25 protein-coding genes and 1 pseudogene are annotated in these 26,369 nt (G+C 36.0%); 19 read left to right on the top strand and 7 right to left on the bottom strand.

Features of this window, described 5'->3' with window-relative positions; genetic code table 11:
* The first annotated feature begins 169 nt into the window (after window positions 1–169).
* The 7 genes from ACFPYN_RS12050 to ACFPYN_RS12020 all read left to right on the top strand — a co-directional run bounded on the left by ACFPYN_RS12050 (window position 170) and on the right by ACFPYN_RS12020 (window position 9,679).
* Window positions 170–2,977, top strand: coding sequence for a 2-oxoglutarate dehydrogenase E1 component (locus ACFPYN_RS12050; protein ID WP_377734473.1), 2,808 nt, complete (start codon window positions 170–172; stop codon window positions 2,975–2,977).
* Between the two features lie 29 nt (window positions 2,978–3,006).
* Window positions 3,007–4,269 (top strand): 2-oxoglutarate dehydrogenase complex dihydrolipoyllysine-residue succinyltransferase, encoded by a 1,263-nt coding sequence (gene odhB / locus ACFPYN_RS12045; RefSeq protein WP_377734472.1) that lies wholly within the window; start codon window positions 3,007–3,009, stop codon window positions 4,267–4,269.
* A 422-nt stretch (window positions 4,270–4,691) separates the two neighbouring features.
* On the top strand, window positions 4,692–5,612 hold the full coding sequence (locus ACFPYN_RS12040) for an NAD(P)-dependent alcohol dehydrogenase (RefSeq protein WP_377734471.1): 921 nt from the start codon (window positions 4,692–4,694) through the stop codon (window positions 5,610–5,612).
* Window positions 5,613–5,853: 241 nt separating this feature from the next.
* Entirely contained in the window at window positions 5,854–6,051 is a 198-nt protein-coding gene (locus ACFPYN_RS12035) for a DUF6501 family protein (RefSeq protein WP_377734470.1), read from the top strand.
* 41 nt (window positions 6,052–6,092) lie between these two features.
* Window positions 6,093–6,962: an AAA family ATPase gene (locus tag ACFPYN_RS12030; RefSeq protein WP_377734468.1), complete on the top strand. Its 870-nt coding sequence runs from the start codon at window positions 6,093–6,095 to the stop codon at window positions 6,960–6,962.
* A 10-nt stretch (window positions 6,963–6,972) separates the two neighbouring features.
* Entirely contained in the window at window positions 6,973–8,868 is a 1,896-nt protein-coding gene (locus tag ACFPYN_RS12025; RefSeq protein ID WP_377734467.1) for a vWA domain-containing protein, read from the top strand.
* Window positions 8,869–8,905: 37 nt separating this feature from the next.
* Window positions 8,906–9,679, top strand: a complete 774-nt coding sequence (locus ACFPYN_RS12020) for an SDR family oxidoreductase (protein ID WP_377734465.1) — start codon at window positions 8,906–8,908, stop codon at window positions 9,677–9,679.
* Between the two features lie 22 nt (window positions 9,680–9,701).
* Here ACFPYN_RS12020 and ACFPYN_RS12015 read toward each other — a convergent pair whose 3' ends face one another.
* Both ACFPYN_RS12015 and ACFPYN_RS12010 read right to left on the bottom strand, forming a co-directional pair.
* On the bottom strand, window positions 9,702–10,889 hold the full coding sequence (locus ACFPYN_RS12015; protein WP_377734464.1) for a toxic anion resistance protein: 1,188 nt from the start codon (window positions 10,887–10,889) through the stop codon (window positions 9,702–9,704).
* Complete coding sequence (locus ACFPYN_RS12010) at window positions 10,864–11,538, bottom strand: 5-bromo-4-chloroindolyl phosphate hydrolysis family protein (RefSeq protein ID WP_377734462.1); 675 nt, start codon at window positions 11,536–11,538, stop codon at window positions 10,864–10,866. Before ACFPYN_RS12010 ends, ACFPYN_RS12015 begins: the two co-directional genes overlap by 26 nt.
* Window positions 11,539–11,767: 229 nt before the next feature.
* On the opposite strand from ACFPYN_RS12010, the gene ACFPYN_RS12005 reads away from it, so the two are divergent.
* Both ACFPYN_RS12005 and ACFPYN_RS12000 read left to right on the top strand, forming a co-directional pair.
* The gene (locus ACFPYN_RS12005) at window positions 11,768–12,061 is read left to right on the top strand and encodes a DUF1033 family protein (protein ID WP_377734461.1); all 294 of its coding nucleotides are present in this window, start codon (window positions 11,768–11,770) and stop codon (window positions 12,059–12,061) included.
* Between the two features lie 215 nt (window positions 12,062–12,276).
* Window positions 12,277–12,477 (top strand): cold-shock protein, encoded by a 201-nt coding sequence (locus ACFPYN_RS12000; RefSeq protein ID WP_377734459.1) that lies wholly within the window; start codon window positions 12,277–12,279, stop codon window positions 12,475–12,477.
* 45 nt (window positions 12,478–12,522) lie between these two features.
* On the opposite strand, the gene ACFPYN_RS11995 is transcribed toward ACFPYN_RS12000, so the two are convergent.
* Window positions 12,523–13,245 carry a hypothetical protein gene (locus tag ACFPYN_RS11995; protein ID WP_377734458.1) on the bottom strand — a complete coding sequence of 241 codons (723 nt, stop codon included), beginning with the start codon at window positions 13,243–13,245 and terminating at the stop codon, window positions 12,523–12,525.
* Window positions 13,246–13,353: 108 nt separating this feature from the next.
* On the opposite strand from ACFPYN_RS11995, the gene ACFPYN_RS11990 reads away from it, so the two are divergent.
* Window positions 13,354–13,839, top strand: a complete 486-nt coding sequence (locus ACFPYN_RS11990; protein ID WP_377734457.1) for a YkvA family protein — start codon at window positions 13,354–13,356, stop codon at window positions 13,837–13,839.
* A 39-nt stretch (window positions 13,840–13,878) separates the two neighbouring features.
* Here ACFPYN_RS11990 and ACFPYN_RS11985 read toward each other — a convergent pair whose 3' ends face one another.
* Entirely contained in the window at window positions 13,879–15,486 is a 1,608-nt protein-coding gene (locus ACFPYN_RS11985) for an ABC-F family ATP-binding cassette domain-containing protein (RefSeq protein ID WP_377734456.1), read from the bottom strand.
* 124 nt (window positions 15,487–15,610) lie between these two features.
* Between ACFPYN_RS11985 and ACFPYN_RS11980 the strand changes: the two genes are divergently transcribed.
* On the top strand, window positions 15,611–16,222 hold the full coding sequence (locus ACFPYN_RS11980; protein WP_377734454.1) for an alpha/beta hydrolase: 612 nt from the start codon (window positions 15,611–15,613) through the stop codon (window positions 16,220–16,222).
* A 64-nt stretch (window positions 16,223–16,286) separates the two neighbouring features.
* Window positions 16,287–17,639 (top strand): sensor domain-containing diguanylate cyclase, encoded by a 1,353-nt coding sequence (locus ACFPYN_RS11975; RefSeq protein WP_377734582.1) that lies wholly within the window; start codon window positions 16,287–16,289, stop codon window positions 17,637–17,639.
* Here ACFPYN_RS11975 and ACFPYN_RS11970 read toward each other — a convergent pair.
* The gene (locus ACFPYN_RS11970; RefSeq protein ID WP_377734452.1) at window positions 17,632–17,919 is read right to left on the bottom strand and encodes a hypothetical protein; all 288 of its coding nucleotides are present in this window, start codon (window positions 17,917–17,919) and stop codon (window positions 17,632–17,634) included. The genes ACFPYN_RS11975 and ACFPYN_RS11970 overlap by 8 nt on opposite strands.
* Before the next feature lie 147 nt (window positions 17,920–18,066).
* Between ACFPYN_RS11970 and ACFPYN_RS11965 the strand changes: the two genes are divergently transcribed.
* Window positions 18,067–19,251, top strand: a complete 1,185-nt coding sequence (locus ACFPYN_RS11965) for an MFS transporter (protein WP_377734450.1) — start codon at window positions 18,067–18,069, stop codon at window positions 19,249–19,251.
* Window positions 19,252–19,257: 6 nt separating this feature from the next.
* Here ACFPYN_RS11965 and msrA read toward each other — a convergent pair whose 3' ends face one another.
* Window positions 19,258–19,776 carry a peptide-methionine (S)-S-oxide reductase MsrA gene (msrA, locus tag ACFPYN_RS11960; protein WP_377734449.1) on the bottom strand — a complete coding sequence of 173 codons (519 nt, stop codon included), beginning with the start codon at window positions 19,774–19,776 and terminating at the stop codon, window positions 19,258–19,260.
* A gap of 144 nt (window positions 19,777–19,920) precedes the next feature.
* Here msrA and ACFPYN_RS11955 point away from each other — a divergent pair, with 144 nt between their 5' ends.
* The 4 genes from ACFPYN_RS11955 to ACFPYN_RS11940 all read left to right on the top strand — a co-directional run bounded on the left by ACFPYN_RS11955 (window position 19,921) and on the right by ACFPYN_RS11940 (window position 23,777).
* Window positions 19,921–20,877 carry an LCP family protein gene (locus ACFPYN_RS11955; protein ID WP_377734447.1) on the top strand — a complete coding sequence of 319 codons (957 nt, stop codon included), beginning with the start codon at window positions 19,921–19,923 and terminating at the stop codon, window positions 20,875–20,877.
* A gap of 88 nt (window positions 20,878–20,965) precedes the next feature.
* The gene (locus tag ACFPYN_RS11950; RefSeq protein ID WP_377734446.1) at window positions 20,966–22,162 is read left to right on the top strand and encodes an AI-2E family transporter; all 1,197 of its coding nucleotides are present in this window, start codon (window positions 20,966–20,968) and stop codon (window positions 22,160–22,162) included.
* A gap of 37 nt (window positions 22,163–22,199) precedes the next feature.
* The gene (locus ACFPYN_RS11945) at window positions 22,200–22,616 is read left to right on the top strand and encodes a sporulation protein (RefSeq protein ID WP_377734443.1); all 417 of its coding nucleotides are present in this window, start codon (window positions 22,200–22,202) and stop codon (window positions 22,614–22,616) included.
* Window positions 22,617–22,934: 318 nt separating this feature from the next.
* Window positions 22,935–23,777 (top strand): aldo/keto reductase, encoded by an 843-nt coding sequence (locus tag ACFPYN_RS11940; protein ID WP_377734441.1) that lies wholly within the window; start codon window positions 22,935–22,937, stop codon window positions 23,775–23,777.
* Window positions 23,778–23,894: 117 nt separating this feature from the next.
* Here ACFPYN_RS11940 and ACFPYN_RS11935 read toward each other — a convergent pair whose 3' ends face one another.
* Entirely contained in the window at window positions 23,895–24,161 is a 267-nt protein-coding gene (locus ACFPYN_RS11935) for a hypothetical protein (protein ID WP_377734439.1), read from the bottom strand.
* A gap of 240 nt (window positions 24,162–24,401) precedes the next feature.
* Here ACFPYN_RS11935 and ACFPYN_RS11930 point away from each other — a divergent pair.
* Both ACFPYN_RS11930 and ACFPYN_RS11925 read left to right on the top strand, forming a co-directional pair.
* Window positions 24,402–24,920 (top strand): annotated as a pseudogene (locus ACFPYN_RS11930) (hypothetical protein); the annotation flags it as partial.
* Window positions 24,921–25,549: 629 nt separating this feature from the next.
* Window positions 25,550–26,356, top strand: coding sequence for an abortive infection family protein (locus ACFPYN_RS11925; RefSeq protein ID WP_377734437.1), 807 nt, complete (start codon window positions 25,550–25,552; stop codon window positions 26,354–26,356).
* The last annotated feature ends 13 nt before the right edge of the window (window positions 26,357–26,369 follow it).

Here is a 26,369-nt window from a genome sequence, read left to right as displayed (position 1 = left end):
GAAAAGCATTGTATTTTCTATAGATAGGAGTAAGATTGAAATGAAAAAAAAGTTCTGCATTCATCATGCTTGATTCCTTTGATATCAGGTTATAACATGATAAAATAATGTAGTATGTATAAAAAAGAAATAGGAAATGCCGCTTGGCAAAAGTTGGAGGGTTTTCTAAATGTTAAAGCACGGGACACCGAACGGGTCACCATGGGCTAAATTATCAGGTCCAAACTTAGGATATGTATTAGAAATGTACGATTTATTTTTGAAATCACCAGAATCTGTAGATGCAGATCTAAGTGAATTATTCAAAGAATTTGGCGCACCATCAGAGTCTGAAGACACTGTAGATTTTTCTGCAGCCAATCATGTAGATCCAAATAACTTTGGGAAAGTATTAGCGGCTGTTCAATTAGCAGACGCAATTCGAGCTCATGGTCATTTAGCTGCGGATATTTATCCGTTAAACGATCGACCTAAAGACTCTTCACGATTGGATCCTTCTACATATGGATTATCAGAAGCTGATCTTGTAGAGATCCCAGCTTCTTTATTAATGAAAAATACACCTAGCAATATTCAAAATGGTTTACAAGCAATTGAGTATTTGAAATCATTCTATACCGATAAGATTGCATATGAGTTTGCTCATATTATTAATTCTCAGGAACGTCAATGGATTCAATCTAAAATTGAATCATCATCTATGAAAGTTCAATTATCGGCAGAAGAACGCAAATCTTTGCTTGAACGATTGTCGGAAATTGAAGGTTTTGAAAAATTCATTCACCGCACGTTTGTTGGAGCAAAACGTTTTTCGATTGAAGGATTAGATACATTAGTTGTATTACTTGATGAATTGGTTCGTCAATCTGAAAAGCAACATACTAAGCAAATTTTAATTGGTATGGCACATCGTGGACGTTTAAATGTCTTAACACACATTATTAATAAACCATATGACATGATGTTTGCAGATTTTGCACATGTTCCAAATGATTCATTTTTACCGAAAGATGATTCACTTGAAATTACTACAGGATGGTTTGGCGATGTGAAATATCACATGGGCGCTACACATACTGCTAAATCAGGATTGAAAGTGAAACTTGCTTATAACCCTTCTCACTTAGAAGTAGTTAGTCCAATTGTGAATGGTCAAACTCGTGCAGCTCAAGAAGTTACATCAAAAACTGGTGTAGCTAGTCAAGATCCAAAAGCTGCATATTCAGTATTGATCCACGGAGATGCTGCGTTCCCAGGACAAGGCATCGTAACTGAAACATTAAACTACAGTCGTGTTCGTGGGTACCAAACAGGTGGATCCATTCATATTATTGCAAACAATATGATTGGTTTTACGACAGAATATTATGATTCACGCTCGACACATTATTCTTCAGATCCTGCAAAAGGGTTCGAAGTTCCTGTTGTACACGTGAATGCAGATGATGTTGAAGCGGTAATAGCTGTCGCTAGACTAGCATTTGAATATCGAGAAAAATTCGGCAAAGACATCTTAATAGACTTAATCGGTTACCGTCGTTTCGGTCACAATGAAATGGATGAGCCGTTAGTTACCAATCCAACAATGTATCACGCGATTCACAAACACCCTACTGTACGTGAATTGTATGGTAAGCAATTAGTGTCGGAAAAAGTGGTTGCAGATACAGATGTGAAAAAACTTCAAACTGATATTCAAAAAACGATGCAAGCTGCCTTCGATCGTGTGAGAGAAGTGCCTGCAGCAGAGCATCAAGATATTGTTATTCCTGAGGTCGTATTAAATGGTTATCCTGAAGTACCAACTGGCGTGAAAGAAGAAACACTAGTGAAAATGAATGCTGACTTATTGTCTTGGCCTTCAGAATTTACAGCTTTTAAGAAACTTGAAAAAATTCTTAAACGTCGTGAAGAACCTTTCAATGGCAAAGGGAAAATTGATTGGGCACATGCAGAAACTTTGGCACTTGGCTCAATTTTGCAAGATGGAAATCCTATACGATTGACTGGACAAGATGTACAACGTGGGACATTTGCCCATAGACATCTCGTGTTACATGATGAAAAAACTGGAGCGGAACTTGTTCCACTACATCATATTTCGGATGCGAAAGCTTCATTTGTCGCTTATAACAGTCCATTAACTGAAGCAGCGGTTGTGGGATATGAATTTGGATATAACTTGGAAAATGAAAAAGCGCTAGTTATTTGGGAAGCTCAATATGGAGACTTTGCAAATATGGCACAAGTCATGTTTGATCAGTTTATCTCTGCTAGTCGTGCAAAATGGGGTCAAAAATCTGGATTAGTCATGTTACTTCCACATGCATATGAAGGACAAGGACCTGAGCATTCAAGTGCTCGTATTGAAAGATACTTGCAAATGGCTGGAGAAAACAACTGGACAGTAGCGAACCTTTCAAGTGCTTCAAACTACTTCCATATTTTACGTCGTCAAGCTAAAATGCTTGGTGAAGAAACAATGAGACCATTAATTATCGTATCGCCAAAATCATTACTTCGTCATCCACTTGTTGGAGCAGAAGTAGCAGATTTAGCATCTGGTCAGTTTGAAACAGTACTAGAGCAACCTGGTCTAGGCAATCAAGCTGAAAAAGTAGAACGTATTTTACTAGCTAGTGGAAAAATGGCCATTGATTTAGCCGATAAAGTAAAAGATGGCACAAATTTTGACCATCTTCACATCATTCGAGTTGAACAATTGTATCCATTCCCTTCTGAAAAAATCCAAGCGATTGTTGAACGTTTCCCGAATGCGAAAGAAATTGCATGGGTACAAGAAGAACCACAAAACATGGGTTCTTGGACATTTGCAGACCCTTATTTACGTGATTTGGCTGGAGCGAAGGGCGTAAGATATATTGGACGTGTTAAACGTTCAAGTCCCGCTGAAGGCGATGGCGAATCTCACAAAATTGAGCAAAATCGCATTATTGAAGAAGCAGTTTCACTTTAAAGACCGATTGATTAGAGGAGGAAAATATAGTGGCAGAGATTAAAGTACCAGAATTAGCAGAATCGATTACAGAAGGAACAATAGCACAATGGTTAAAACAAGTAGGGGATTCAGTTGAAAAAGGTGAATTCATCGTTGAACTTGAAACAGATAAAGTTAATGTTGAAGTAATATCTGAAGAAGCAGGAGTAGTTCAAGAATTACTTTTTGCTGAAGGTGATACAGTTGAAGTTGGGCAAGTAATTGCAGTTGTTGGAGAAGGTTCTGGTAGCGGTAGTTCAACTAAGAACCCAGTTGAAGCAGACCCTGCAGAAGCGGATGCACCTGTTAAGAATGTAGAACAACCAACATCTCAACAAGTTACAGCGGCTCCAGCTGTAAAAGAAGAAACATCTTCAACAGATCGCACTATTGCAAGTCCTGCAGCTCGTAAATTGGCTCGTGAAAAAGGCATTGACTTACATGCAATTTCTACAGTTGATCCAATGGGACGTGTACGTGTTCAAGACGTTGAATCACATTCTAATGCACCAAAACAAGCTCCTGCAGCACCGGCTGCAGCTAAAGCTACTGCTGCTCCAAAAGAAGCTGATGCTCGTGTTACACGTGAGAAAATGTCTCGTCGTCGTCAAACAATTGCCAAACGTTTGTTAGAAGTAAAACAATCAACAGCTATGTTAACTACTTTTAATGAAATCGATATGACGAATGTTATGGCTCTACGTGCTCGCAAAAAAGATAAATTCTTCGAAGATCATGATGTTCGTTTAGGATTTATGTCATTCTTCACGAAAGCAGTTACATCTGCTTTGAAAAAATATCCTTATGTGAACGCAGAACTAGATGGAGACGAAGTTCTACTTAAACAGTTCTATGACATCGGCATCGCAGTTTCTACTGAAGAAGGATTAGTCGTGCCAATCGTTCGTGATACGGACCGTAAAAACTTTGCTGAAATCGAAGCGAATATCGGTGAGTTAGCGAAAAAAGCTCGCGACAAAAAACTTCAAATTGCAGATATGACTGGTGGATCATTTACCATTACAAATGGTGGTGTATTCGGTTCTCTTATGTCTACTCCAATTTTAAACGGTACTCAAGTTGGTATTCTTGGAATGCATACGATCCAAAAACGTCCAGTTGCTATTGGTAATGAAGTTCAAATCCGCCCAATGATGTATGTGGCTCTTTCTTACGACCACCGCGTAATTGACGGAAAAGATTCAGTTGGATTCTTGAAAACAATAAAAGAACTAATTGAAAACCCTGAAGATTTACTATTAGAATCATAAGATATTCAATTCAGCTTCGCATCCCGCGGAGCTGTTTTTTTTGACTAATAAATCGAAAAATACTGTTCATGTGGTATGTATTTTTTGTGCAATTCCGTTCTTAAAGCACGGTAATTCCTGAGATATGGATAGGTACTATCGAGTCCTTACTTCCCGAGAATTTTCATGATAAAAATTATATTTGTGATAGAATTAACTTCAAATAACAGCGAATTTTCCGACTTTTCGCTAACAGACAAGGTAAGTTTAAGAATAGAAAGCTTTACCGTAATTGCACAAGATTCTTGGTAATTAGGTATATAAAATATAAAAGGACCATGTAAAAGAAATTAGCGGAGGCTCTAATAATTTGATTACAAGTATCAGGCTGTTGGTATGCATAATATAAAATGATTAAACCAAAGAAATGAAGGAGGAAAGGTATGAAAGCAATGGTATGTACACAATACGGATCACCGGATGTTCTTGAACTAAGAGAGATAGAAAAGCCTGTTCCTAAGGACAATGAAGTACTGGTTAAAGTTCATGCAACGACCGTAACGGCAGGAGACCTTAGAGTTCGAGGTTTCGATAGCCCTGTATTACTGTGGATTCCTATGCGACTAGTATTAGGTCTAAGAAAACCTAGAAAACCGATACTTGGAGTAGAGTTAGCTGGAGAAATTGTAGAAATAGGAAAAAACGTAAACCAATTTAAGATAGGCGATCAGGTGTTTGCATTAACCGGAATGAGTTTTGGAGCTCATGCCGAGTATACATGTCTGCCTGAAAGCGCAATGATGGCGATCAAGCCTTCTAATATGACCTATCAGGAAGCAGCTGGTGTTCTTTTCGGGGGAACCTCAGCATTGTATTTTCTTAGAAAAGGAAATATCCAGAAAGGACAAAAAGTACTTATCTATGGAGCTTCTGGAGCGGTAGGAACTTCTGCGATACAACTTGCCAAATCCTTTGGGGCGGAGGTTACCGGGGTATGCAGTTCGGCAAATGCCCAATTGGTTAGAACTCTAGGAGCTGACAAGGTAATTGACTACACCATAGAGGATTTTACGAAAAGAGATGAACGTTATGATATCATCTTTGATGCTGTCGGGAAAACGTCGAAATCTAATTGCAGGAAAGCACTAACTCCTACCGGGTCATACGTGACAGTTGATGGACAAGGAATCGCAAAAGTTCGTAAGGATGATTTAATTTTCCTCAAAGAGCTTATGGAAAAAGGGAAGATAAAACCGGTTATCGATAGACGATATCCGCTAGAACAAATCCCAGAAGCTCATAGATATGTAGAAAAAGGACACAAAAAGGGCAATGTAGTTATCACTTTGGATCATGCGAAATAAACTTATTTAGATTTGCACTTTCAATCACTATGGCTAAATTTCATAGGATTAGGTGGAACAAAGATACTTTAGGTTGACAAAATATCATCTTCGTCCGACTAATTACAGACTTAAAAAGGATTGGTTTCATCTTATTTCAACCATCAATTTCCGAGATATTGTAATAGGTTCAACCGTGTTGTTGATAATCTTTTACAGCTTGCTTATACTAGAGGAAGAGAACGAAATGAGGAGATGAATTATGTTACATACAGTCTGGAAAGATGCACCCACAATAAAAACAGTTACATGCACACATACCAACTCATCGAAGTTTTCGGTGTCGAATGTACTTACAGTTGGTAAATCATATGAAGTGAAGAACGAAACAGAAGAATTCATTTTCATACTTGATAACACAGGTCACATTGGTGGCTTTTATAAAGAATATTTCGAATAACCGATGACTTTTCATCGGTTTTTTTATTGGAGGGATTAACATTGAATGTACAATCAATCATTGAACAATCACAAAACGACAGAAAAATAAGAGAGCATACAGTTGACCATACATCATTAGTTGGCCGAGGGGGTTATGTATCTCCATTAGCACATTTGTGGAATGACATTTTACTAAGTGTTGTGTTGCAAAAGAATGTTTTACTCAAAGGACCATCTGGATCAGGTAAAACAAAATTAGCCGAATCGATATCTTCATTCTTTAATCAACCAATGCACAGTATTAATTGCTCGGTTGATCTAGATGCGGAAGCACTTCTCGGATTTAAAACGTTGGTTCAAGATAACGGTCAAACAGCCATCGATTTCGTCGAAGGACCTGTAATCCAAGCCATGAGATACGGCCATATTTTATATATCGATGAAATCAATATGGCAAAGCCCGAAACTTTACCGATTCTCCATAGCGTACTCGATCACAGACGTATGCTGACAAATCCTTATACGGGAGAAGTTCTACGAGCGCATGAAGATTTCACTGTAATAGCTGCAATAAATGAAGGGTATATTGGAACTTCTCCGTTAAATGAAGCATTGAAAAATCGCTTTATATCATTTTCAATTCCTTATTTAACCGGAGAGCCGCTTCGGGCATTATTCGAACGAGAATACCCTGAAGCTATACCTTCACTAATTAAAACCATGCTTAATCTGGCGGAAGATATGTTTATTCAAGTTCAAAATGGCTTACTTAGTGAGGAAGCTGCATCCATTCGTAGTTTACTTGATGCGACTGAACTGGCTCAATATATAGATCCAAAGCGAGCGATTCGATATGCAATAGCTGAAAAATTGGAAGACGAGAGTGAAAAAGAATTGGTCATGGAACTGGCGAATACTTGGCTTAAGTGAGGTGTTTTAATTGTCATCGGTCAATCGATTTATTCAATTTAACAATGAAACGATCAACGCTAAACGTATGATTCAGTTAGAGCAATTAGCTAGAGCTTTAGGACGCAGTCCATATTTAACACTAACTGTTCGAAAATTGATGGAGTTTCGCCCAAAAGAAGGCGCTGTTTCGATTAGTCATTTTTGGAACCATCGGGATCCTGAAATTGAACAAAAAGGTCAATTATCTGACTTATATTTATTAACTTCGGGTTTTTGGCGACATTTCGATTTAGCAGCATGGGATACCTATAAGAAAAAAGTGTCTCATCTTCCTATTAGAGAATTTGCTCTACAACTCGCTATAAGTGCGGAAGAATTTCGGCTTTCAAATTTGATTCGTCAAGAACGCCCAGGAACAGACAGTGCATTTGTCATTCGCGAAGAAGTTTATACAACTTTTCATGAACAACAATTGATGGTGAACTTCAGCAAGGGATTTATGAGTGACAGCCTGTTTAGTTTTTTGTATATTGCACTTCGTAAAGGGTCACCTACATCTATATTGATAGAAGAATATCCGAGTTACTTCAATCGAGTACTTGCCAAATGGCAGTTTGTCTTTGATTCAAAGAGCACAGCTGAAAGTTGCCAAATTTGTTTAGATATTCTGTACTTGTTGGAAGAAGAGATGATGAAAGACTTAACACATATATTCATATCTCTTCACGAAAACTTAAAAGAAGTTCCTGTTTATGAAGAGAAAAATAAACGACGGATCGATCAACAAGACTCAGATGATCTTGCTCCTAGTGAATCCATTGAAGAAATGTTTAGAACATGGCATCGAGAGAGTGAAAAACAACAAGGTCCTCACCTTGAGTTTGAATTGACAAAAGGAAATAAGGGGAAGACAAACAATGGCCGTGTAGAAGAAGGCGATGAGTCTAATGATATTGATAGCGAGGGTTCAGGCACATCTTCTGCAAATAAGAAAAGTAAACAAACAGCAAAAATGAATGGGAAGTCTGAGAAAAAGCAAACAAAGCAATCGGGAGAACGCTTTGGTGATGAACACCAAAATGTGACATTCGAAGAAAAGAAAATAAATCAAAAAGCCAATCATAACTTAAAAAATACTATTTCTATCATTCGTGCAGAACAAAAGCCATATGTGAAAGCATTTACAAAAGAAATGCGAAAACGGATGGACCAAAAGCAGGAGAGCAAACGTACTCGATTATCAAAAGGCAGATTAACGCCAAATCTTACCTCATTATTAACTGAACAACGACCCAAACCATTTTATAAAAAGAATAACCCGTCGCTTCCAATGGACGCTGTTTTTGGTCTGCTAATTGATAGCTCGGCATCCATGATTGATAAAATGGAGGAAACGAAAAAAGCAGTTTTGCTGTTTCATGATGTATTACGTGATTTAAGCATTCGACACGATATTGTTTCTTATTATGAAGACGCTTATGAGGCATCTGATCAAGAACAACCAAACTCTTTTTTATTTTGCCATCAAGTAGAAGACGGTTTGAAAGATCATTCAGAAGCCATTTTTTCGTTAGAGGCACATGATGATAATCGTGATGGTTTAGCGATTCGATGGATGGCTGAACGACTTCTAAAACGAAGTGAAAAGCATAAATTTATATTGTTGTTTTCGGATGGAGAACCATCTGCATATGGCTATGCAGCAAATGGGATTATCGATACCGCAGAGGCTGTCATCGAAGCAGAGAAAAAAGGGATACATTTACTTCACTTGTTTTTAAGTGCAGAGCAACCTGTGGAAGAGCAATTACAATTATTCCACATGATGTTTGGCGCAAAAACTGCAACAGCGAAGAATGTCGATGAATTCACCACGCAAACATTACGCTTACTTCGTCGCATGTTATATCTAGTTGTTAAGTGAAATTTGAGATTTAAAATCTATGTTAGGGGAGATGTCCATGGTCGATTTAAAAAATAAAATTGCAATTGTTACTGGAGTTGGTCGCCTGCAAGGTATTGGAGCGGCAATATGTAAAGAGTTAGTCGATGCAGGGTACCACATTTTTTTCACTTATTGGACTGATTATGATAGAGAAATTGGCTTAAGCTTAGATTTCGATGAGCCGAAGAAATTAAAAGAGGAGTTATTGCTGAAAGGCGTTAAGGTGTCTAGCATGGAGTTAGATTTAACAACTTTAGATGCACCAGAGAAACTGTTTCAAAAAGTAGTGGAGGATCTCGGTCAACCGGATATCTTAATTAATAATGCTGCATATTCAACTAATAATGATTATTCAACGATTACTATGGAAGAGTTGGATAAGCACTATGTGGTGAATATCCGAGCGACGACTCTATTAAGTAGTAAATTTGCACAGAATTTTAAGAAGAAAACAGGCGGGAGAATTGTTAGTCTTACTTCTGGGCAATTTCAAGGATCCATGGCTGGCGAATTAGCCTATGCAACAACGAAGGGTGCAATAGATGCCTTAACTATTACTTTGGCAGCAGAAGTAGCTCACCTTGGAATAACCGTTAATGCCATAAATCCAGGACCTACGGATACAGGATGGATGTCAGAAGATATAAAAGGGAAGTTAGAACCAATGTTCGCATTCGGCAGAATAGGTGAGCCAAGTGACGCTGCAAAAGTCATTAAATTCCTAGCAAGTGAAGATGCCAACTGGATTACCGGTCAAATCATTCATTCAGAAGGTGGATTTAAAAGGTAACATAAATAGAAAACCGTCCTCATTAGCGAGGACGGTTTTCTTGTTCTTGATGAACGATTAATAGTCGTTGTTTTAGCTGTTCTTCCATTCGTGCTATTTCAACTTCTGCTGATTTTCGTTTTACGCGGCCATCTGCTTGAATACGAAGTGTTTCTTCGATTGTTTGTAGCAAATTCTCTTGCGTTTGTTTTAATGTTTCAATTTCAACGATTCCTCGCTCATTTTCTTTTGCAGTTTCAATGCTGTTAATCTTTAACATTTCCGAGTTTTTCAATAGTAAATCATTCGTTGTTTTCGTCACTTGTTTTTGCGCCTCAACTGCTTTAAATTGACGATTAAGTGTTAATGCAATGGCAATTTGATTTTTCCATAATGGAATAGAAGTCATAATTGATGATTGAATCTTTTCAGCTAATGTCTGATTAGTTTGTTGAATCATTCGTATCTGAGGAGCACTTTGTATCGTAATTTGACGTGAAAGTTGTAAATCATACAAACGTTTTTCTAAGCGATCTAAGAATTGAGCCATATCGTTTACTTCTTGATAAGCCATTTGATCAGAAGATGCTTCTGCTTTCTGACGAAGGGCAGGAATGGTTTCATTTAGAATTTCATCTCGTTTAATTTCAGCTGCAGCAATATACACATTTAAAGCTTGAAAATATGCTTTATTTTGATCATATAACTTATCTAACATATGAACATCTTCGATTAAACCTCGTTTAGAATGTTCGAGCTGAATACCGATACGGTCAATTTGTGTACTAAGTTTTTGGTATTTAGTCATCAACTCTTGAACAGAACGAGATACTTTGCCAAATAATCGTTTAATTCCTGATTTTTTTTGATTGGTTAATTCTTCAGGATTCATTTCCCCAAGCTTGTCCATTAAATCCTTTAATATATCTCCTACAGGACCAATATCTTTCTTTTGTACATGGTCAAGCATTTGATGTGAAAACCTGGAAAGTTCCGTTTGTGCATTGGCACCATATGTTAGGATTGCCTCATAATTACCAGCAGGAATTTGAGAAGCAAGTGTATAGGCTTTTTGTTTTTCTTCTTCAGATAATCTGTCAATTATTTTTACAGGCAGTTTTTCATTAATAGGGTCGTCTTGATCCTTCATTTGTGGTTGCATTTCAAATGGTGAATTAAGTAAATCATCTAAAGTTTTCGATTGGCTAGGAGCCGATTGTTTTTCGGTCATCTTGTAAATCTCCTTTCAGCAGTAGGGGAGTGTCTTGCTTCCTTAATGAAATTTTAGCGAAATCAAGTTCCATTCTTAAATGTTCAATATCTGAAGACAGCACTTGACGCAAATCTTTTTCCATCACTTGATTAAGCTCTAACAATGTCTCACGAGTATCTTGCAAGGCAATTTGGATATCTTGTGCTTTAACTGGTTGTGAGACAAGTAAAGTATATTTTGAAGTAAGCTCTACTGCCGTTTCCAAATGAGCATAGAAAAACGATTCTACTTGATAAAATTTCTTTGGATCGGTTTTAACGATCTGGACAATGCGTTTTGCAAGACGGTTCATTTCAAATAATTGTTTAAATGCTCTGATTGAACGAACTTTCATATAGTATCCATTTAATTGTTTAAGTTTAGTTTTTGCTTCGTTTAACTGCGTATTAATATGACGATACTCAGCCATCGACAAGCCATATTTTGAAACAATCATTCGCGATTGTACCACTTTTAAAAGTTGATTGGATATAGCATAAGTACCAACGGAAAAGATTCCTGCAAGTGCGAAATGAATACCTAATCCAGATTGGAACGCTATCCAGCTTCCAAAAAATATGGGGATACTAAGCAAATGTCGAATTATAAAGTACTTTACATCGATCATCTTGCAACCCTCCTTAAGAGTTCTTCTCTATTACATACGATTGGCGGTACAAAAGGTTTCATCTGTATTAAGACTAAACTTATATTAAATTTGGGGAGTAATCAATGATTTAGCATTGTTAACAGGGTTTACGTGCTACAAGTGAAATTTAATATAAGCAAATCACTAGACGCTGACGATTCATTTGTTAAAATGAGAAATAAGGCAATACAGAAAAGGATGAAAAGTTATGAATGAAGTATTTTATATGAAAGCCGGATATGAGCCTTGGTGGATGTTCACGGGTTGGGAAGAATATATTATCGAAAAGCAGGTATTTTCTTCTGAAAAAGAAGCGAATGAATACGTAGATTCATTGCTAAGTAAATTTCGTGCTATTTATCCGAATGAGGCTAATCAAAAAGGAACATGCTGGGCTTTTTGGACTGAAGATGAACAGGAGTTTTGTGAGGCTTGCGATGATGATTTACAAACGTATCATGGTGTATTGTGGCTTAAAAACGGGAAGCCTATTCAATTATAAAAAGACACAAAAGGCTATAAAAACACAAAAATTAAAATTGACAGTTATTGGACAAATGTTATAATATTGTTAACAATTGAAATTGTTTCACCGTAAACCGGTATTCACATATTTTCAGTAGTGATCGGCGTTTGCTGGTACTATTGTGTATGTGGATTTTTTGGTTTTAACGAATTCAATCTAAATTGTTTACTTTATTTTTTGGGGGTTTGTTCATGAAACAAGGTACAGTAAAATGGTTCAACTCAGAAAAAGGTTTTGGTTTCATTGAAATTGATGGTGGAGACGACGTTTTTGTTCATTTCTCAGCAATCCAAGGAGAAGGCTTTAAAACTCTAGAAGAAGGTCAAAAAGTTGAGTTTGAAGTTGTCGATGGAAACCGCGGACCACAAGCTGCTAACGTAACTAAAATCTAATTGAACACGTAAAGAGGCAATCCAAATTCGGATGCCTCTTCTTTTTTATTCAACTGATTCAAGCGTTGATGTTACGATAAATTCAGTGTCTTCTTCTAGCATAATAAACTCTCTTTTAATTTCACCGTATTGCTCTACGATATATTTACGCTGAATGGCTCCGGTGTCATCCGTTTTTTCCAAGACGATTACTTGTTCAAAAAGTTGATATGGTGTCTCAAGCGTTTGATCTACACTAATTATTTCCCAATCGTCAAATACTTCGCCAGCTTCTAAAGGTAGTTTTAGAAAAGTCGAAAGTATAGGGAGTTCTTGCAACTCCTCATCAGTTGGATTAAACTCGTCATAAAATTCTCCTTGTTCCTGTATCAAATCAATTGACTCATCTGAAATTCGATAAGTACGTAAAAGTGTGGTTCCGCCATTGTCTTCATAGATGGAAACCGTAGTGTCATTGTGCCACTGTGTCCGTGCTTGATAACTTGCATATTCGTTTCCGTCACCTAAATAAGTAGCTGTTGCTCCGTCTTGCATGAAGTAATTAGAAAATTGGATAATAACAGGTTCAGGTTCAGGTTCAGGTTCAGGTTCAGGTACTGGTTCTGGTTCTGTAACGATTTTCTCTGGTTCTTCAATGTTTTCTTCAGGTTGTTGTTCTTCCGTAGAAGGATTTTCATTTGAATCGGAAGGTTCTTCCACTGGATCTTCACCACAAGCACTCAACAGTAAGAAAAGTATAAGAATTGGAATAAACTTAATTAACGACATGACTCGACCTCCAATCACTTTGTTTAGTAATATAGACGGTTGATAATGATTAAACGTTTCAAAATTCTGTTTTTTTGGTATAGTATGTTGTAAGGAAGGGGAATAAACATGACAGATTATGAATTAAAACATGACTTACCAACAATTAAGACACAACAAGATTTTTATGAAAAACTTCGCGGTAAGATTACTTCATTTTTAGAATCAAAATCAGGAAGTGCAAGTAAATATTCATCTTACTTATTATTCGCACCAGATTTATTCTACTTATTAACAAAATCAATACTAGATAATCGCATTGATGGGAAAAGCAAAGCCTTAATTGGCAGCGGTATTTTATACTTTATTGCTCCAATCGATGTAATTCCTGAAGGCTTAATTGGTCCAGGTGGATTTATTGATGACATTATTGTAGCAACATTCGTTGTGAATACGCTAGTAAATAAATTTTCCCCAGAAGTATTGGAAGAACATTGGTTAGGCGATGAAAAATTGCTTGATGTATTAAAGAAAATTTCTAAATCAAGCGATGGTTTGCTAGCGAAATTGCCAGCTCGATCTCTTCTAGGAATGTTCTTGAAAAAATCCAAATAAAAAGTGCAAAGGGGATAAACCCTTCGCACTTTTTATTTATTATGCTTTGATTCCTTGAGATTCTTTCCACTCTAAGAAGTCATCAAATGATAATTGCTTGTCAAGAATTGAACCATCAGGCATGATTTCAATTACACGATTAGCAATCGTTTGGATAAACTGATGGTCATGAGATGTGAAAATCATTGCGCCTTTGAAAGAAATCAAACCGTTATTGAGCGCTTGAATTGATTCTAAGTCTAAATGGTTTGTCGGTTCATCTAAAAGCAATACATTGGCATTAGCAAGCATCATTTTTGATAACATACAACGTACTTTTTCTCCACCAGATAAAACAGAAGGTTTTTTCTTCACTTCTTCTCCAGAGAATAACATACGTCCTAAGAAACCACGTAAGAATGTTTCACTTTCGTCATCAGGTGAATACTGACGTAACCAATCTACTAACGAGTTTTCATTTCCTGTAAAGTATTCGCTGTAATCAATAGGGAAGTACGTACGTGCTGTTGTTACACCCCAACGAATTGAGCCTTCACTTGGTTCAACTTCTTCAGCTAATACTCGAAGTAATGAAGACTTAGCAATTGGATCACCAATTAAAATAATTTTATCATCTTTGTTTATAGAGAAATGAATGTCTTTAAATAATGCATGACCGTCATGTTCAAATGAAATTCCTTGTGCAGCCATAACATCGTTACCAATGTCACGTCCTACTTGGAAGTTTACATATGGATATTTACGTGAAGAAGGACGAATATCGTCTAATTCAATTTTATCTAACATTTTCTTACGAGAAGTTGCTTGTTTTGATTTCGAAGCATTTGCGCTAAATCGTGCGATAAATGCTTGAAGTTCTTTAATTTTTTCTTCTTTTTTACTATTATGATCTTGAGACAGTTTAGTAGCTAATTGACTTGATTCATACCAGAAATCGTAGTTTCCAACATAAACTTGGATTTTACCGAAATCAAGATCTGCAATATGAGTACACACCTTGTTTAGGAAGTGACGGTCATGGGATACAACAATAACTGTATTGGCAAAGTTAATTAAAAATTCCTCTAACCATTGAATCGCTTTTAAATCTAAATGGTTTGTAGGCTCATCTAGTAAAAGAACATCCGGTTTGCCGAACAATGCCTGAGCAAGTAATACTTTTACTTTTTCAGAACCTGTTAAGTCAGCCATTTTTTTCGTTAATGATTCTTCACCGATCCCTAAACCTTGCAAGAGAATTGCAGCTTCAGATTCTGCTTCCCAACCATTCATATCTGCAAACTCACCTTCAAGTTCTGCAGCACGCATACCATCTTCGTCAGAAAAATCTTCTTTCATATAGATAGCATTCTTTTCATTCATAACTTCATACAAACGTTTATGACCCATCATCACTGTTTCTAATACTTCAAACTCTTCGTACTCGAAGTGATTTTGTTTTAGTACCGCTAAACGTTCATTCGGGTTCATGATGACATTTCCTTCTTGTGTTTCAAGGTCACCTGATAAAATCTTAATAAATGTAGATTTTCCAGCACCATTTGCACCAATTAATCCATAACAGTTACCTGGGTTGAATCTTATATTAACGTCTTCGAATAGCTTACGATCTCCGAAGCGCAAACTTACATTACTTACAGCAATCATGCTAGTACCTCCTTATTTTTCACAATGCTACTATTATAACACGGATAGTGATAACAATGCTGAATCTTTATAAGTGGAAAATATCTCGAATTCGAGATATGATTAAAAAAAGGAGGAGATTTATATGAATGAAACTCATCACCATATTTTTATAGAAGGTACTAACAACAAGAATGTTTTGATTTTGTTACATGGAACAGGTGGAAACGAACATGATTTAATTAATGTAGGAAAGCACATTGATCCGGATGCGTCGATACTTGGTGTACGAGGTAATGTTCTAGAAGGTGGCATGCCACGCTATTTCCGTCGTTTAGCTGAGGGTGTTTTTGATGAAGTAGACTTGTTTTTCCGTGCGCAAGAACTGCATGATTTCTTAAATGATGCTATTCAACACTATGCACCAAAAAGTGAACAAATTACGATGATAGGCTATTCGAATGGTGCAAACATTGCTGCTACCTTACTTATGAAACATGAAAAATTAGTGGATCGAGCTATTTTATTCCATGCAATGGTTCCTTATAGAAATCAAGAAGTTCTAGCACTAGACAACACATATGTGTTCATTGGTGCAGGTTCAAACGATCCGATTATCCCACAAAATGAGACTCAGGAATTAATAGATGTATTACGTTCTAATCAAGCAACTGTAAAAGACATTTGGTATAACAGTGGTCATCAACTTACCATGAATGAAGTAGAAGACGCTCAGAAATGGTATTCCTCAATTTAAGTAGCCAAATAATGTGTAATCATATATACTTATGGCATAAGCGAGGTGGTAATTAGTGGGTAATATGGAACATTACTTTTCTAAATCTTTTCAAGAGATGTCTTGGAATGGTCCGGTAATTTTTATGCACTGGACCATGGGAGTTGATAAACAACCGGTCGATTATATAACACCAAATATACAACGAATTTTAGGTTACACAGCTGATGAAGTGATATCAGGAAAAGTGCCTTTATTATCGGTTATTTTCGAAGAAGATCGACAAAAATTCCGAGATATTTTAAATCAACGCATTGCTTCAAAAAGCCCGTTTTGGGAATCTTCATATAGAATTTACGCTAAAAATGGAGATATTCGGTTCATGAAATCTTACACATACATAAAACACGGTGTACACCAGCATAAAACATCCATTTTTTCTTATCTTTTTGATCAAACTGAAATTAAACAAGAAATTAATATGCATATTTCTTTAGAGCACCGATGGGCAACTGCTATTGATAGTGCGAGAGAAGGCGTTTGGGATTGGAATATGAAAAAGAATGATGTCTTTTTCTCAAAGCATTGGAAAGGGATGTTAGGTTTTGAAGAGCATGAATTACCTAATGAATTAAGTGAGTGGAGAAAGCGAATTCACCCAATGGATGTTAAAAGAGTGGATCAGGTCATTGAAGAGCATATTAACAACGAGTCTAGTTTTTTTGAAAGTGAACATCGTTTGCTGCATGCAGATGGTACATATCGTTGGATTTTAGATCGCGGCAAAGCTGTTGAGCGTGATGAAGAGGGAATAGCCGTCCGAATGATTGGAACACATGTTGATATTACAGAAAGAAAAGCAACTGAAAAATTGCTGCAGGATCGCAACAAAGAACTGGAACAATTAGTAGAACAAGTGAAAATCTTATCAATAACGGATCCTTTAACATCTTTATTCAATCGACGCAAAATGATTGAAGAAATTAAACACGTCCAACAGAAGTTCGAAGGAAATGACAAAGCCTTCACAGTGGCGATAATAGACTTAGATCATTTTAAAAATATCAATGATCAATATGGCCATACATTTGGTGATATTGCTCTCCAAACATTTGCGAATCTATTAAAAAGACAAATAACAAGCCCGAATATTGTCGCTAGATGGGGAGGGGAAGAATTTCTCTTACTATTCCCAAATCATAATGGTCCCGAAACCAAACAGATGTTAGAAGCACTACAAGGTGCTTGTAGTAACGATCAGTTATTAAAATATCGCACAGATTCAGTGAGATTGTCTTTCTCTTCTGGGATATGTGAAGTGAAAAATCAACAAGTGCTAGAAGATATTATAAAATGTGCTGATCAAGCTTTATATGAAGCTAAATCACTTGGGCGTAAGCAAATTATTCTTTATAAGGAAGGACTTCCAGTTATGTGATTGGAAGTTCTTTTTCGTGTATCCATGATTCAACCCATTCCATTTCCCTTGCAGACTTTCGTTTTATATAGGCTGGCAACGTTTGAAGTTGCTCGTTTACTAACAATTCCATTTCGACATAATCTTTACGGGTAGGGTAAGTATGTCCAACCGAACCTGTTGTAGTGAAAACAAAATAATACGAACCTACTGTTCTGAAAACGAGAATCATATCTGGGAATTTGTCAAAAATCGCTTTTACTTGGTACCTTTTAGCATAACTCCAGTGAATAAGTTTCAACTATTTCACCCTTTCATATTTAAATTATACTAATCCACAAAAGGGAACACAAGTTTGCATTATCAAAAATCGAGATTTCTTTATTGTGGTCAGACTTCTGATATGATTTACTTGATAAGGAACTATACTAATTAAAGGACTGACATGATGAATTCTCAAAAATCAATGACATCTTTATTACTCGCCATTTTTCTAATAGCATTAAATTTACGACCAGCTGTTACATCAATCGGCCCATTATTAGAAACAATAAAAAAAGATTTACATTTATCAAATAGTGAAGTTAGCTTGTTAACTGCGGTACCTGTCATTTGTATGGGACTATTCGCACCACTTGCTGTTCATTGGTTGAACAAGTTTGGCCAAAAACGAGGAATTTCACTATTAATCGGTGTAATCGGGATTCTAACTCTTGTTCGTGTATGGTTACATGATTACGTGTCACTTTTGATAACGGCTTTTGTAATTGGAGTAGCGATTGCCATTATTGGACCGATTATTTCTTCATTAATAAAAGAAAAATTCCCGACTCGCATGGCTTCAGCAATAGGAATCTATTCTTTAGGAATGGGGGCTGGTGCAACATTAAGTGCTGGCTTAACTGGAGTGTTGTACGTATGGGTTGGTGAACGATGGGAGTTTGCACTTGCGTTTTGGTCCACTCTAGCTTTATTAGCCTACTTAGTATGGTTTGTGGCAATGAAACCTCAGCACGAAAGAGCCGTAGCGACCGAACAACAACAAGCTACATTCCGTTCACCTTGGACGAATAGAAGAGCATGGCTCATCTTGTTATTCTTTGGTTTTCAAGCTTCACTATTTTTCTCATTAACCACATGGCTTGCTTCTGCTGCAAGTGAATTAGGATTTAGCGTGATTGAAGCAGGATCGGTTATTAGTGTTTTGACAGTGTCCCAAATACTAGCTAATATTTGTATTCCATTATTACTTGAAAAATTCCCTAATCGCTCATTTTGGATTTACTTCTCACTATTTATTGGAACAATAGGGGTTGTTCTTTTAATTACAGGAAATGTTGTACTTATTTGGCCGGCATCGATATTATTAGGTTTCACGCTTGGAGGGTTATTCCCATTAGCTTTGTTGTTACCACTTGATGAAACCACAGATGCAAAAGAAGCAAATGCTTGGACTGCAATGGTTCAAACGGGTGGGTTCATTATGGGAGGGCTTGTTCCACTCGCGATTGGAATATTGTATGACTTTAGCGGCACTCATCAAATGACATACTATGTATTGCTTGTATTAATTGTAGGAATGTTCGTGGTTACACTGTTATTAAATAAAAAAGCCTTGCATGTGCAAGGCTAAAGTTTATTATTTATTCCAGTTTTCCTGAAGGAAAGTATCACGGCCGGACAATTCGCGATCTTTAGCGTAATGTTCCGGCTCTTTTTTATAAAAATCTTGGTGATATTCTTCTGCAATATAAAAGGCTTGTGCTGGTAAAATGGCTGTTATGATTGGTTTAGAGAAGCGACCGCTGTCAGCGAGAGCTTGCTTTGAAATTGTTGCTTTTTCAAATTGCTCATCAGTATGCACAAAAACTGCCGGTCTATACGACTCTCCTCGGTCTTGAAATTGTCCTTCATTATCGGTTGGATCAATTTGCTGCCAATAAATATCTAGCAATTGCTCATATGTAAAAATTGTTGGATCAAATTGAATTTGTACGACTTCAAGATGACCTGAATCGCCTTTTTTCACGTCTTCGTAAGTTGGATTTCCGACATGTCCACCCATATAGCCGGAGACAACAGAATCAATCCCATCAAATTGATCAAATGGTTTGACCATACACCAAAAACAACCGCCTGCAAATGTAGCTTTCTCCATTAAAAACACCATCCATTCTCTTCATAAACCATAGTGTAGCACTTGCATCATTTGTGCTCAAGAACTATGATTGAGTATGTGAAAATGCAACTTAATTAGTCATTTTTCGTTCTATTATACGTAAGTAATAAAGGGGGTAGCATTTTGGAAGAACAAGTTCCAAATCGTAGATCCATGAGAAGGAAAAGAAAGTTTCGTTTAGGGCGATTTTTTATGACTATTATCTTTCTAATAATTATTGGAATTATTGTGTTCTCAATCGTTCAATATAAAGCTGGTTTAGACTTAGCTTCCACTGTCGAGCATGAAGAAGTTGAATTTACAGGAGATCCGCTTGACGTAAAGAATTCCTCTATTGAAAATATATTGGTCCTTGGCGTTGATACCAGAGGAGAAGAACAATCACGTTCTGATACGATGATGCTCGTTTCTTGGAACAAAGAAACAGATGAAGTTAACATCGTGTCATTTATGAGAGATATATATGCTGATATTCCTGGATACAAAAGTTATAAATTAAATACAGCTTATTATTTAGGTGGCGTTCAATTAGTTAAAGATACTATTTCAAGCATGTTTGGCGTACCTATCCACCATTACGCACTTATTGATTTTAATAACTTTGAAACATTAGTCGATATCGTTGCACCAAACGGGGTCGAAGTTGATGTTGAGAAAGCGATGTCTGAGAAGATTGGTGTCACACTTGAACCTGGTGTTCAGCAATTAAGTGGACAAGAACTACTTGGATATGCACGATTCCGTGCTGATTCTGAAGGTGACTTCGGTCGAGTTGCAAGACAACAAAAAGTGATAGAAGCACTTAAAGATGAAGTTCTTAGTCCAACAAATACTATTTATTATCCTAAATTTGCTGGCGCAATCCAAGGGTATGTAAAATCTGATTACTCTACAACTGATGAAGTGAGAAAAGTACTTAGTCTAGCATTTAGCGGGGGAGTAGAAATTAACAAATTAACGATACCCGTAAAAAATAGTTATGATTTTGGATCATATCCTGGAGTAGGGTCAGTCATTGATATTGATGTAGAAAAAAACAAGCAAGCTTTAAGTGAATTTATTGGGGCGCGTTTGCGTTGATTTATTGATAATCAACGCATTTCTCCTGTATGATAAAGTTATCATACTCTATTTTTAGATTAGGAGAATTTGAAAGCGAGGAAAAATTATGCAGCCTGAAAAAGCTCCTTTTTTCAACACTAGATTTATTCAGTTTCTAGGTGGAAAGAATACGCTCTTTTTATTGTTTTTAGTCTTTTTAATTGGGTTAATTATTTGGATTTTTGATGTCGTTTCATTTGTGTTTTATCCACTACAAGTATTATTAGCAAATGTAGTACTGCCTGTTATTTTGGCCACCATTGGCTATTACTTATTGAGACCCTTATTAAGAAAATTAGTGAAATGGAAAATCCCGAAAATTTGGGGGATTTTGATTATTTTCCTCGCTTTAATTGGCGTAATTACAGGATTAGTTTTACTTGTATTTCCATTTTTGAAATTGCAATTAACCAATTTAATTCAAGAATTTCCTGAATATTTCAAACAACTTGTCATATCGTTTGATGCATTTCTTCGAACTTCGATTTTTTCTAGTTACTATGCTGACTTAGAATTCGATGTTGATTCTCTTATGCAACAAATTCCTGAAGATATTGGCAACACTCTCCAAAATGCAGTAGGTGGGGTAGCGAGTGGTATCGGGAAAGTAATATCTACTTTAACCGGTTTAATTTTAGCTATTGTTACGGTTCCATTTATCTTGTTTTATTTGTTAAAAGACGGTGAAAAATTACCACAATATATTCTTAATTTATTACCACCACGTATGAGAGAAGATACACATCAAGTAATGAAAGATGCCGATAAACAAATTAGTGCGTATATTCAAGGGCAAATATTAGTAGCGATATGTATTGGTACTATGGTGTTCATAGGATTCTTAATTATTGGAATGAAATATGCGTTGCTTTTAGGTGTGTTAGCTATGATTACAAGTGTAGTTCCTTATTTAGGACCGATTATCGCCATTGCACCTGCAGCTGTGATCGCCCTAGTTACTTCTCCTTTTATGTTAGCTAAGTTAGCTATCGTATGGACGGTCGTTCAATTAGTGGAAGGGAAGTTTATTTCTCCCCAAATCATGGGTAAATCACTACATATACATCCAATAACCATTATCTTTGTGTTATTAACTGCAGGTTCTTTGTTTGGAGTACCTGGAGTAATTTTAGGTATTCCGGGATATGCTTTACTAAAAGTGTTGGTAACGCATATGTATATGCTATTCAAACGTCGCTACAATCGACATGAGACATTACTTGAAAATCACTTTGAACCCGCTATTGTAGTAGATGAGGAATGACCATGAAATGGTTTAGTTAAAATTGGGAGGAAGAATAATGTTGAACAAATTTTTATCCACAATTGGTATCGGATCTATGAAAGTTGATACAATTGTAGACCAACGAGTAATCGCTCATGGCGAGACACTTTCTGGAACGATTTATATTGATGGTGGTCAAAGCGATCAAGTAATTGAGTTTATTAAATTAGAAGTATTTAAGAGAACTGAAGGGCATCGTGAAGATAGTGACTTTGATGTTACAAGTGAGTGTGTTGCGAAACACACAATAGAAATGGTTGGCTCGGTTAAATCAAAAGAAACACGAATGGTTCCATTTGAATTAGTACCAGACGAACGATGGTCTTCTGAGGGCGACAACGTGAAGCTTTTCCTAAGGACTTCTATCATTATTTTAAATGCAGTAGATGTTCAAGATGAAGATGAAATTGTATTCAACAAAGATTTAGATTAATAAAATAAAGACTGAAGAGAAGTCATTTCCTTTAATTAGGGAATGGCTTTTTATAATACTTGAACTTGCATCTTGCAACTATATGTATAATAGTTTAAGTGCAAATTGCAAGTAATGTTATATGCATGCAATATACAAGTATATAAAGGGACTTATATATGTAAGATGCAACTATATGAAAAAAGTTGATTTAACATCGTTTTAACGTGTCTGTTGATTAAGAAATGATGCAATTGGAGTCATTTCATTTGAAGTTCGAATTGATTAGAGAGAAAATAGAAAAGCATAAAAATTTACTTAAATGGAGGATTGATTGGTATGATGACGAACTTACAATCAACTACAACTTTACATAATGGGGTTAAAATGCCTTGGTTTGGATTAGGTGTTTTCAAAGTAGAAGAAGGTCCTGAAGTTGTGGAATCTGTTAAAACTGCCATAAAAGAGGGATACCGCAGTATCGATACCGCTGCCATTTATAAAAATGAAGAAGGCGTGGGCCAAGGTATTCATGAAGGGTTAAAAGCAGCAGGTATTTCACGTGAAGACTTATTTGTCACTTCGAAAGTGTGGAATGCAGATTTTGGCTATGAATCTACTCTTGAAGCTTACCAAACGAGTTTAGACAAATTGGGATTAGACTATTTAGATTTATATTTGATCCACTGGCCGGTTAAAGGGAAATATATTGACACTTGGAAAGCATTAGAAACGCTGTATTCAGAAAATCGTGTGAAATCGATCGGTGTCAGTAATTTTCAAATTCATCATTTAGAAGATGTCATGAAAGATGCCAAAATCATTCCGATGGTAAACCAAGTAGAATACCATCCGAAATTATCTCAAACAGAACTTCTTGCTTACTGTCAGCAACATAATATCCAACTTGAAGCTTGGTCACCACTCATGCAAGGTCAACTGCTTGAAGACTCAAAACTGAAAGAAATTGCAGAGGTACACGGAAAATCGGTAGCACAAGTTATTTTACGATGGGACTTACAAAACGGGGTCGTTACGATACCAAAATCCACAAAAGAACATCGTATTATTGAGAATTCAAGCATTTTTGATTTTGAATTATCAACAGACGAAATGAAGCAAATTGCTTCACTTAATGAAAGCAAACGCATAGGTCCAGATCCAGATACTTTTGACTTTTAACTAGTGCTAATAAACACCACACAATGTTGATGCGCTAAAAATAGACATCAAATCAATGACTAATTCAAAAGAATATGATGGAAATTAAAAACACCAATCCAAAATGGAAAGGTGTTTTTAATTATTTGAATCGGACAGATATTTTTTAGCTACAAATTTCTCTATAAATGTCCAGATTACAAATAGGAGAATAGACGTTCCAATAACCAAAAGTGATGCATTGAAGATGAAATTAAAATCAATTTCCCTTATCCAGCGAGATTCAATACCTCCTTGGTCAAGTATTTCAAAACTCATATCTTTATAATCCATAAGAACAAGGGATATTGCCAATCCGATTAATAGACCGCCTAGCAAAGAGAATGAAATTTTTTTCGAAATCAATTCACCTCCTTAAATGTTATTTATATGATGTCTACAATAAGATCCTTGTAATATTTTAAATTTAATATCCAATTTCCTGTTAAACTCATCGTTTAGCTGGTGTTGTTTCTTGGATGGAATCAAGAAAATACTGGATAACAAAATAATATGAATCGAAATTTTCATATTCCCAGGTTCCTTTTCTTTCTGCACATATCCTATAGTACAACTTGAATTGGGGGAAACACCCACTTCATGCAAATGGATAGCAGACAGGAGAGGAATCAGATGGGTGTTGAGCTTATTGCAATACATTGGATTTATGTTTTATTCATCTGCTTAATTATTGGCTTCATGGTGATGAGACGTGATACGACACTTATAAGCATTGTCGGTATTTTTTTAATTGCAATTGTAGCCACTGGATCATTAAGTGCCTCAATAAGTAGTATTTTCAACAGTTTTATTTATGCAATAACCGAGTTGTTGCCAACCATTTTAGTTATCTCTATTATTGTAGCGATGAGTAAAGTGTTAACCACAACGGGCGTAAATGATGTGATGATTTCGCCATTTTCTAAACTGATCAGGACTCCTGCACTTGCCTACTGGACAATTGGAATCCTCATGATGATTATTTCTTGGTTTTTCTGGCCGTCTCCAGCTGTTGCATTAATGGGAGCTGTATTGTTGCCAATCGCGATCCGTGTAGGTTTGCCAGCACTGGGAGTTGCTATGGCAATGAATCTATTTGGGCATGGTATCGCTTTATCAGGAGATAAAACTTATTAATGTAATGTGTTATTAAAAAAGTTTTATCAGAACAATTGCAAGTGATAGAACAACCATTCAGCAAATGAGAACTATTAGACGGTGAATGTTTATCTGCTGAAGAATTAAACCGTTTATTGCATCTGTTAATCAAAAGAATAGGCTGGACGTATGAGAAAGGCAGTACTGAACCAACTATTGATACAACTTATAAATGACACACAAACCCACTGTAAAGCGTTCAGTGGGTTTCTCTTTATATACATGTTAGTTTATTCATTAATGCACACAGATACCTTCAGAACATATCAGAAGCACAATGAAGCAAATCCATTTCCATGCGGTAAATAATCAAAAAGATGATTTTCAATTATTGAATGGTTATCAGATTATGTATAGAATTAATAAGGCTAAAGAAACAAATGAAATGATTCATATGAATAGGAAAGACTAGATTTATTAGAGATTGAAAGAACTTACAGATGGGCAGAACCTAAACAATTAGATTATGAACTAGATATAGAACAATAGGGTAAGTTTGCCTTGTTAATCAAAATGGAATCAAGATTATTCAATATCACATCAGAAGGGAATTACTGGTATTATTATAATAATACATTTACATCAAGGGGTTAAAAATGAATAATACAATTGAACTTTTAGACGAAGTGAAAATAGGTTTAAGAAAGACGTTTGAAGCAAATCACAACAATAACAATTATTCTGCAAATTATTATAATGAGTTTGTTTCCGATAAAGACCTGAGACAGTGCTTAATAATAATGCGAAAACTTGCAAAGGAGGAAGGAAAGGTACTTTCAGAAGAACTAACAAATTGTAGGACAGTAGAAGAATTCATAGACCAAATGTATTTAATGAATGATGCATTTATGGATTCTATGGTGGGAGTTTCAAATCTATTTAATGAATATAGTAATTACCTTGAAGATAACATGTACCATGTTGAGATTGTCAAAATTGAATGTGATGTACCAGTTGATTTAACTTATCAAAACATAGTAAGGGATTTAAATAATTGTGATAAACGTATTGCTGACAAAGATTATTCAGGTGCAATTACATCTGCTAAAACACTGGTAGAAGGTGTTTGTAAAGAAATTCTAAATATACTTGGAGAAGATATTAGTGTTGAAAACTATAATCTTCCTAAATTGTTTAATCATCTTTCTAAGCATTTGAACTTAGATTCAAGTAATAAAAGTTTTGAAAAATCCTTAAAAGAAATTACAACTGGTCTTACTAAAGTTATTCAAGGTCTTGCTGAAGTAAGAAATTTGAGTAGTGATAGTCATTCGAAAACGGTAAATCCATCATTTCATCACGCAGTACTTGCTGTTAATTCAGCAAAGACAGTGACGAGTTTTCTATTCCACACATACGAATATCAAAAAGAAAAAGGCATACTTCAAACAAGTTTAAAATAGAAAGGTGACGTTA

This window comes from Paenisporosarcina macmurdoensis (assembly GCF_042658845.1).
Lineage (GTDB): Bacteria > Bacillota > Bacilli > Bacillales_A > Planococcaceae > Paenisporosarcina > Paenisporosarcina macmurdoensis.
The sequence above is the reverse complement of the archived record's forward strand: the minus strand, read 5'-3'. Positions and strand labels throughout refer to the sequence as shown.

What these genes read in the sequence shown, in the direction of transcription:
- ACFPYN_RS11925 (WP_377734437.1), top strand. Translation starts at nt 25,550, where the DNA reads ATGAATAATACAATTGAACTTTTAGACGAAGTGAAAATAGGTTTAAGA.
- ACFPYN_RS11975 (WP_377734582.1), top strand. Translation starts at nt 16,287, where the DNA reads ATGGAACATTACTTTTCTAAATCTTTTCAAGAGATGTCTTGGAATGGT.
- ACFPYN_RS11940 (WP_377734441.1), top strand. Translation starts at nt 22,935, where the DNA reads ATGATGACGAACTTACAATCAACTACAACTTTACATAATGGGGTTAAA.
- ACFPYN_RS12020 (WP_377734465.1), top strand. Translation starts at nt 8,906, where the DNA reads ATGGTCGATTTAAAAAATAAAATTGCAATTGTTACTGGAGTTGGTCGC.
- msrA (WP_377734449.1), bottom strand. Translation starts at nt 19,776, where the DNA reads ATGGAGAAAGCTACATTTGCAGGCGGTTGTTTTTGGTGTATGGTCAAA.
- ACFPYN_RS12040 (WP_377734471.1), top strand. Translation starts at nt 4,692, where the DNA reads ATGAAAGCAATGGTATGTACACAATACGGATCACCGGATGTTCTTGAA.
- ACFPYN_RS11965 (WP_377734450.1), top strand. Translation starts at nt 18,067, where the DNA reads ATGAATTCTCAAAAATCAATGACATCTTTATTACTCGCCATTTTTCTA.
- ACFPYN_RS11990 (WP_377734457.1), top strand. Translation starts at nt 13,354, where the DNA reads ATGACAGATTATGAATTAAAACATGACTTACCAACAATTAAGACACAA.
- ACFPYN_RS12015 (WP_377734464.1), bottom strand. Translation starts at nt 10,889, where the DNA reads ATGACCGAAAAACAATCGGCTCCTAGCCAATCGAAAACTTTAGATGAT.
- ACFPYN_RS12000 (WP_377734459.1), top strand. Translation starts at nt 12,277, where the DNA reads ATGAAACAAGGTACAGTAAAATGGTTCAACTCAGAAAAAGGTTTTGGT.
- ACFPYN_RS12005 (WP_377734461.1), top strand. Translation starts at nt 11,768, where the DNA reads ATGAATGAAGTATTTTATATGAAAGCCGGATATGAGCCTTGGTGGATG.
- ACFPYN_RS11950 (WP_377734446.1), top strand. Translation starts at nt 20,966, where the DNA reads ATGCAGCCTGAAAAAGCTCCTTTTTTCAACACTAGATTTATTCAGTTT.
- ACFPYN_RS12035 (WP_377734470.1), top strand. Translation starts at nt 5,854, where the DNA reads ATGTTACATACAGTCTGGAAAGATGCACCCACAATAAAAACAGTTACA.
- ACFPYN_RS11985 (WP_377734456.1), bottom strand. Translation starts at nt 15,486, where the DNA reads ATGATTGCTGTAAGTAATGTAAGTTTGCGCTTCGGAGATCGTAAGCTA.
- ACFPYN_RS11995 (WP_377734458.1), bottom strand. Translation starts at nt 13,245, where the DNA reads ATGTCGTTAATTAAGTTTATTCCAATTCTTATACTTTTCTTACTGTTG.
- ACFPYN_RS12050 (WP_377734473.1), top strand. Translation starts at nt 170, where the DNA reads ATGTTAAAGCACGGGACACCGAACGGGTCACCATGGGCTAAATTATCA.
- ACFPYN_RS11980 (WP_377734454.1), top strand. Translation starts at nt 15,611, where the DNA reads ATGAATGAAACTCATCACCATATTTTTATAGAAGGTACTAACAACAAG.
- ACFPYN_RS12010 (WP_377734462.1), bottom strand. Translation starts at nt 11,538, where the DNA reads ATGATCGATGTAAAGTACTTTATAATTCGACATTTGCTTAGTATCCCC.
- ACFPYN_RS11945 (WP_377734443.1), top strand. Translation starts at nt 22,200, where the DNA reads ATGTTGAACAAATTTTTATCCACAATTGGTATCGGATCTATGAAAGTT.